This window comes from Microbacterium testaceum (assembly GCF_001476285.1).
Lineage (GTDB): Bacteria > Actinomycetota > Actinomycetes > Actinomycetales > Microbacteriaceae > Microbacterium > Microbacterium testaceum_B.
Map to the genome: position 1 here is coordinate 1 of NZ_LDRU01000128.1, position 7,545 is coordinate 7,545.

At 71.9% G+C, this 7,545-nt stretch carries 6 protein-coding genes; 2 read left to right on the top strand and 4 right to left on the bottom strand.

The features are described from left to right. A partial coding sequence (locus NS283_RS17695; protein WP_153003417.1) for a hypothetical protein occupies positions 1-467 on the bottom strand: 467 nt, incomplete at its 3' end. A gap of 216 nt (positions 468-683) precedes the next feature. On the opposite strand from NS283_RS17695, the gene NS283_RS17700 reads away from it, so the two are divergent. Beyond that, positions 684-1,553: a helix-turn-helix domain-containing protein gene (locus tag NS283_RS17700; protein WP_058598163.1), complete on the top strand. Its 870-nt coding sequence runs from the start codon at positions 684-686 to the stop codon at positions 1,551-1,553. Between the two features lie 333 nt (positions 1,554-1,886). On the opposite strand, the gene NS283_RS17705 is transcribed toward NS283_RS17700, so the two are convergent. The 3 genes from NS283_RS17705 to NS283_RS17715 all read right to left on the bottom strand — a co-directional run bounded on the left by NS283_RS17705 (position 1,887) and on the right by NS283_RS17715 (position 6,337). After that, on the bottom strand, positions 1,887-4,742 hold the full coding sequence (locus tag NS283_RS17705) for a molybdopterin-dependent oxidoreductase (RefSeq protein ID WP_058598164.1): 2,856 nt from the start codon (positions 4,740-4,742) through the stop codon (positions 1,887-1,889). A gap of 145 nt (positions 4,743-4,887) precedes the next feature. After that, positions 4,888-5,721: an FAD binding domain-containing protein gene (locus NS283_RS17710; protein WP_058598165.1), complete on the bottom strand. Its 834-nt coding sequence runs from the start codon at positions 5,719-5,721 to the stop codon at positions 4,888-4,890. Between the two features lies 1 nt (position 5,722). Further along, complete coding sequence (locus tag NS283_RS17715; RefSeq protein WP_058598166.1) at positions 5,723-6,337, bottom strand: pyridoxine/pyridoxamine 5'-phosphate oxidase; 615 nt, start codon at positions 6,335-6,337, stop codon at positions 5,723-5,725. Between the two features lie 107 nt (positions 6,338-6,444). Between NS283_RS17715 and NS283_RS17720 the strand changes: the two genes are divergently transcribed. Next, the gene (locus tag NS283_RS17720) at positions 6,445-7,467 is read left to right on the top strand and encodes a methylenetetrahydrofolate reductase C-terminal domain-containing protein (RefSeq protein ID WP_058598167.1); all 1,023 of its coding nucleotides are present in this window, start codon (positions 6,445-6,447) and stop codon (positions 7,465-7,467) included. Positions 7,468-7,545 lie beyond the last annotated feature (78 nt).

Sequence of the window (7,545 nt, forward strand, 5' to 3'; positions counted from 1 at the left end):
GGGTAGGCGTTGTTGTCCCACGTGACCCCAACGAGTTTCGGCGGCGCGGCGCTCGTAGCTGCAGTGGACGTGGCGGCTCCCGACGCGGTGGCTGCGGCAGTGCCGTTGCCACCGGTCGCCGGCACATTAATCGCCGGCAGATTCACGCGCCCGTTCGACCCGCTCACCTGCGTGTTCGTCGTCGTGCCGTCGGAGAACTTGTACCCATTGCTCAGAGTCGTCGTCACGCTCTTCCCCGCGGTAGCGACGTTGTTCACCGTCACCGTGACGTACGCGCCGGTGATCGTGCCGCAGGCCGTGCCGTTGTACGTCGACTTGTCGAAGGCGAGAACCGGGGCGTTCGAAGCCGCGGCCATCGGAGTGATGGTCGCCGCGGCGATGACCGGAAGCGTCCAGGCAGCTCCGGTGAGGACCGTGCGGCGGGTGGGCGAGAGAGCGGGAGCGTCTTGCTCGATGTCGTGCGTCATCAGGAACCTTTCGGGATGGGTTGCCGCCACCCTGTCGAGGCATGCGCGCGTGCGCCAAACGTGAGTTGTCATCGTCGCCACAGGTGAGGACGGGGCGGAGGTTTCGGCATCCGGGATCGAGAGGGAGTGAACGCGAGGGTGAACGGATCGGGGGATGGCGGAGGGACCGGTGGGGCGCCGGAGAGGCTGAAAGACCACCCCTGAGATCGGAGCCGCATGACCCGAACCCTGCGTACCGAGGGGAGCGCGGTCGTCGAGTGGTTCGCTCAGCGCTCGTTCGTCGCGACGCCCGTCAGCTCGGGGCCGTCGGCGCTCGTCGTCGATGAGGTGGAGGTCGCGGGGGTGGCGGTCCGTCGGCTGTGGCACACCCCGCTCACGATCGAGCCGACACCGGGGCCTCGGAACGGCTCGACGCTCGTCCTCCAGGCCGAGGGCACCGTCGAGCTGAGCTTCGTGGGCGGCCACATGTCAGACCTCGACGCCGGTGACGCGCTTGTCTATCCCGAGACGGTGCTGTCCTGCGTGACGGCCACGCAGCCGAGTGCGCGCATCGAGATCGCCTCGCCACACCGACTGCTCGACGAACCCACTCCGCTGCCCGGCGCCGACGATGGCCCGGCGTGGAGGGCTCTGGCATCCACCGTCAACGCGATCCTGAACGGCGACCATCGCGTCAGCATCGCCGTCGAGTCAGCCCTCGGTCACGCGATCGAGAGTCTGTGCGCGGCGCTCGTCGCGGGGCGGCCGGGGACGGATGCCGAGGGCGCAGGGATGCGATCAGCGCAGGCCACCTTCGCCGCTGCCACGCGGCTCCTCATCGAGCGCGCCGAGGACCCGCACTTCACCGTCGAGGAACTCGCGGATGCCCTGCGCGTGTCTCGGCAGTACCTCTCTCGCGTGTTCGCGCGACGCGGGAGCACGCCGAGCGCCGCCCTCCGTGCGCGCCGGCTCGAGCTCGCCGACGCCCTCGTGGGGAGCGGCTTCCCGATCGCCGAGATCGCTCGTCGCTCCGGCTTCGTTTCCGCGCGGGCTTTGTCGAGGGCCCGGCGGGAGCGCGATTCGCGAGTCGCGCAGTCATGGGAGTGAGCGGGAACGTCGTAGCCGGAGGCGCGGCGCGGGCCCGTGGCATCCAGGTCTCGAAGACGACTGTGCCGATCCAGAGCAGCGCCTGATGTCCCACTTCGTGCAGAAATCGGCCTCGCCACCTGCACAAAGTGGGACATGCCTGGTTGGGGCGCGGCGGGCGTTAGCGCTGAGGGGGCAGCGCCGCGTCGCGTGTCCCACTTTGTGCATGGCTGAGCCGCCGAAATCGCACAAAGAGGGACACGCAACCTCGCGCTGAGCGAGGTGGCGTCTCACGCGACGCCGCGCTGCGCTACCCGGCGGCGCGCGCAACGCCTCACCGCACCGGCGGCAGCCTCACCCCCCGCCCGCCAACCTCCACACGCGATCCCGCGAGAACGGCAGTTCGTACCCACGCCGCCCGAGGGCGCGTGAGACGGCGTTGCCGATCGCCGCGCCGACCGGGTTGTACGGCGACTCGCTCATCGACTTCGCGCCGAAGGGGCCCAGGGTGTCATCGGTCTCGGCGAAGTACACCTCGGTGTCGGGGACGTCGGCGAACTGCGGCACGCGATACGTGCGGAACACGGGGTTCTGCACGACGCCGTCCTCGAGGTACACCTCTTCGTACAGCGCGCCGCCGAGGGCCTGCGCGGCCCCGCCCTCGATCTGCCCGCGACACTGCGCGGGGTTGATCACGACGCCGGCGTCGGCGGACTGGACCGACTGCAGCACTCTCACCGTCCCCGTCTCGGGGTCGACGGCGACCCGCACGGCGTGCACGTTGAACGCGAGCGAGCGGAAATCGCCGAACTCCGCGCCGTCAGCCGTGAGACCCTGCTCGTCACGCATCGTCGCGGGCGCGGCATCCACGATCCGTTGCCACGAGACGATTTCGTCTCCGGCGAGGATCCCGGATGCCACGACCTCGGCGGACGCAGCATCCCCTCCGGCTAGCTCGGCGGCGATGTCGATCATGCGTCGCCGCAGAGCCGTGCAGGCGCCGAACAGGGCCTTGCCCGCGACGACCGTGCCGGCCGAGGCGAAGGCACCGGTGTCGTGCCGGACGGCGTCGGTGTCGGCGGCCCACAACTCGAGGCGATCGGGCGAGGCGTCCAGCACCGTCGCGGCGATCTGCCGGTGCACCGTCGAGGTGCCGTTGCCGAACTCGGCGGTGCCGACGCGCAGCAGGAACGTGCCGTCGGGGCGGAGAGTCGCTGTCGTGTGCGCGATGTGCCCGCGCGGGGCCATCGTCGCGATCATCGCGGCAGCCATGCCCTCGCCGACCGCCCAGCCCTCGGGGGCCTCGACGCCGTTGCCGCGGCGGAGGGCGTCCTGCGCCAGGTCGAGGCACTGGTCGAGGCCGTAACTGCCCCAGATCAGGTCTTCCTCGTACTTCTCGTCGTCGTCGGGGTGAAGGGGGTCGCCCTCCTTGACGGCATTGATGCGGCGGAGGTCGAACGGGTCGATCCCCAGCTTCTCGGCGAGGGCGTCCATCGCCGACTCGACGCCGAAGACCACCTGCCCGAGCCCGTAGCCGCGGAACGCTCCCGACGGCGGGTTGTTCGTATACACCGCTTCGGCATCGATCCACTTCGTCGGCACCCGGTACAGCGTCGTCGACTCGGCGCACGAGTGGAACAGCACGCCGATCGCGTGGTTGCCGTACGCGCCGGTATCGCTCAGGACGTCGATCTTCATCGCGGTGAGGGTGCCGTCGGCATCCGCGCCGAGGGTGACCCGCACGCGCATCGGATGCCGGAGCGATGCCCGCACGAACTGGTCGGTGCGCGAGAACTCGTATGCCACCGGACGACCGAGCTTCAGCACGGCGAGGGCCGTGAGATCTTCGGTGAAGAGCTCCTGCTTTCCGCCGAAGCCGCCGCCGACGCGCGCCGCGAAGACGCGGATGCGGTCGCGCTCCAGGCCGAAGATGTGCGCGAGCTCGTTGCGGGCGAGGAACGGCACCTGCGTCGACGAACGGATCACGAGACGACCGTCGTCATCGAGCCAGCCGACGGCGCCGTGCGTCTCGAGGGCCGCGTGCGTGACGCGGGCCGAGGTCCATTCACCGGAGACGGTGGCGTGGCTCGCGGCCAGCGCCGCGTCGATGTCGCCGCCGTGGCCGGTGTGGAACCCGGCGACGACGTTGCGTCCGGCATCCATCACCCGCTCGTCGGGCGTGCGGTCGGGGTGCAGCAGCGGAGCGCCCGGCGTTCGCGCCTCGTCGGGGTCGAAGACCGCGGGCAGCACGTCATAGACGACGCGCAGGGCGCGGCAGCCGGCATCCGCTGCCTCCGCCGTCTCGCCGACGACCGCGGCGACCCGCTGGCCGACGTGGCGGACGACGTCGTCGAGCATCCGCGTGTCGTCGGGGTCGTCGGTGCGGTGCTCGTGACGACCCGTGGAGTAGCGGATGTCGGGGACGTCCTCGTGCGTGAACACCGCGACGACGCCGGGGACGGCGAGGGCCGCCGCGGTGTCGATCGCGACGATCCGCGCGTGGGCGTGCGGAGAGGTGACGACGCGCAGCACGAGCGGGGGACCGCCGGGCACCGGCTCGTCGAACGTGAACGGCTCACGGCCCTGCACGATGCGCCGCGCGGCCTCGGGGATGGTCGAGGAACCGATCAGGCCGTTCGCCGTGTCTGCGCGTGGTTCATCTGCATGACCCGTGGGGCAGGAGTGCTCTGATGGGGCGGCGGGGAGGGGGCCACGGGCGTCGGTCATGCATCCGGACCGCTCTGCTTGCGCGGCACCGGCGCCGGTCTCACGCACGGGCCCCAGAACAGACTTGCGGATCGCCGCGCGGATCGGGCGGTAGCCCGTACAACGGCAGAGGTTGCCCTTCATGCGCCGATCGAGGTCGGGAAGGTCGGCGGCGGTCAGGGTCGAGGCCGTGACGCTCATCCCCGGCGTGCAGAACCCGCACTGGAAGCCGAAGCCCGACGCCAGGGCCTCCTGCACGGGATGCAGCTCGTCGCCGGGCGCGAGGCCCGCGGCGGTCGTGATCGCGCGCCCCTCGAGACGCATCGCCGGGATGATGCACGAGTGCGTCGGCTCCCCGTCGAGCAGCACCGAGCACGCGCCGCAGTCGCCCGCGTCGCAGCCCTTCCTCACCTCGACGTGGCCCGTCTCGCGCAGCAGCGTGCGCGCACTCTGACCGGGGCGGGGCTCGGCGTCGACCGGCTCCCCGTTGACCTGGAACTTCACGCGGTGCCCTTCCGTTGCGCCCCGACCTGGCACCCTGCGTACCGCGCTCCGGAAGAAGCCGGCCGAATCCGCCGGGCGCGGCCCGTCGTGCGCGCCGCGGCGTCCGAAACTCCGGAGCGCGGGACAGCGATGCGGCGTGCCGCGCTCACGCGGTACCCTCCGCGGATTCGCGGGCGAACGCCGCGCGCAGCCGCTCAGCGAGCACGACGCTCACGCCGCGCCGCCAGTCGGCGCTGCCCAGCGGGTCGGTGTAGAAGTCGGTCGCGGAGGCCACGGCATCCCGAAGCTCTCCGGCACCCGGAACGCGGGCGAATCTCAGGACGCGCGGGCGTCGAACGGCGGCGGTGACGACGAAGACCGCCGAACCGTCCGGATCGACGCGAGCGGTCACGACAGCCCCCGAGCGGCCGAGTTCGGCGAGCGCGATCTTCTGCAGTCCGACGCGGGAGCGCAGCGCGTGCAACGGGATGTCGAGGGCGCGCACCACCTCGCCCGGGGCGAGGGAGGTCGCCTGATTGTCGATCACGAGGTCGGCCACCGCGATCACGCGCTCGCCGCCGTCGGGCGTCCAGATGAGGGCCGTGGCATCCAGGGTCGAGAGCATCGCGATCATCGCTCCGGCCGCGAAGGCCTGGCAGACGTTGCCGCCGACGGTCGCGGTGTTCCAGATCTTGAACGACGCGAGGAGCGCATCGGCGGACGGGCGGGCGAGCGCGAGCGAGGTCCACTCGGCGGGCGCCTCGGTCTCGGCCCAGGCGAGAAGGCGGGCGATCGTGCAGGTCGCGCCGATGCGCAGGCCGTCGGGCGTGATCTCGACATCGGGCCAGCCGAGGGTCGTGAGGTCGACGAATCCGGTCGTCGTCGGCTGCGGTTCGCTCATCAGCCAGGTGCCGCCCGCCATGACGACCTCGCCCGGCGCGAGCGCGAGGTCGGCGCGCGTGCGCGCGGGGCGGAACGAGGTGACGGTGGTGATGTCCATCTCAGCCCGCCAGGATCCGACCCGACCAGCGGCCGTCGGCGAGCGTGTAGTGCTGGCGCGTGCTCTGTCCGATCGGGTCGCCGCGCCAGAACGTCAGGGTGACGGGACGCAGGCGGAAACCGACCCAGCGCGGAGGCGGGTCGAGCGTCGGGTGCGCGGCATCGAACTCGGCCCACAGGTGCTGGCGGGCCGCGGTGTCGAGCTGGGCGTTCTCGCGCGTGTTCAGCCACGCCAGCAGCTGCAGGTAGCGCGAGCGCTGGGCGTACACGGCCGCGGCCTCCGCGGGGGTCACGCGCTCGACGATTCCCCGCACGACGAGCTGGCGCCCGACCTCGGGCCATGCCACCGCCATTGCGGCCACCGGGTTCGCGACGATCTCGGCGACCTTCGCGCTCGCCTCATCGGTGTGGAAGGTCAGGCCCGCGGCATCCCTGTCGCTGATGAGCACATGGCGGAGGGACGGGATGCCGTCGAGCCCGATGGTGGAGAGGGCGGCGAGGGGGCGCAGCTCGCTGTCGTGCGACGGCAGCCACCGGACCATGAGCGCGATCGGGTCGGCGACGAGCTCGTCGGTGACGTCGACATCGGAACCGAAGGTGGTGCCGGCCGTGATCATGGGTCCTCCCGGGTGCTGGGGTTATCGCCGAGCGTAGGGACGCCGCGTTTCGGCGATGTTGCCACCACGAACATTCGCTGAAACACGCGGTCCCTACACTCGCGGCCATGAGCTCGCTGCCCCTCATCCACGCGTGTCCCAAGCGCATGGAATACGGCCCGTGCGGGGGTGTCGGCTTCGACGGCGCGTGCGAGATCGATGCGGGCCACCGCTGCGCGTTCCTCTCCCGCCCGACCGTGCCGTGGACCGGCGTCGACCGCACGACCCCGGTGGGCCCCGCCCCGCGCACCGCCGCGGCGGCGGAGACCCTGACCTCCCTCGACACGCGCCCGTGGGTCGTGGCCGACCTGCCGGCGCGCGCGTTGAGCGTGGCATCCATCGACGCCTGCGCCGCCGTCCTCTCGGGAGAAGTGGATGCCGTCCTCGCCGGCGACGCGGGAAGCGCGCGCGTGCAGTTCCCTCCCGCCTACCGCGCGCACCTGTTGCAGCGACGGGGGCTGCGCGTGTGGACGGGGCTGAACATGCGCGACCGCAACCGCGTCGCGATCGAGGGGGAGCTCGCGGCGCTCGCGGTCGAGGGCGTGGCCGGGGTGCATTGCGTCACGGGGGACCACACCCGGACGGGACACCGGCCCGACGCCGCCCCCGTGTTCGACCTCGACTCGACCGAGGCGACGGCGCTCGCGCGCGCGGCGGGGCACGTCGTGTCGGTCGCGGGGTCGCCCGCGGCTCCGCCGGTGGAGCGCCGCGCGGCGCGGTTGCGCGAGAAACTGCGCGCGGGTGCCGACGTGTGCTTCGTCAATCACGCGGGCGGCGCAGCGCCGGTGCGGCGGTTCATCGACGAGGTGGGGGAGTCGGTGCGGTACATCCCGTGCGTTCCCGTGGTGGTGGATCACGCCTCGGCCGCTCTGCTCGAGTCGTTCACGACGCTGGTGCTGCCGGACGGGTTCCTCGCGCGGGTTCGTTTGGCCCGGGAACCGCGGGCCGAGGGGATCGCGCTGGCGGTCGCGCTCGCCGAGGAGATGCTCGCGCTCCCCGGGGTCGTGGGCGTGAACCTCTCCGGCGGACGCGAGGGCGCCGAGGAGTCGTTCGCCGAGGCGATGGCGGAGGTCGCGCGGCGGCTGCGGTGAGGGGCGCGGCTCACGCCGCGGGGCGTTGAGTGTCCAAGACACGCCGTTATGCGCGGGGGAGTTGCGGCGTGTCTTGGA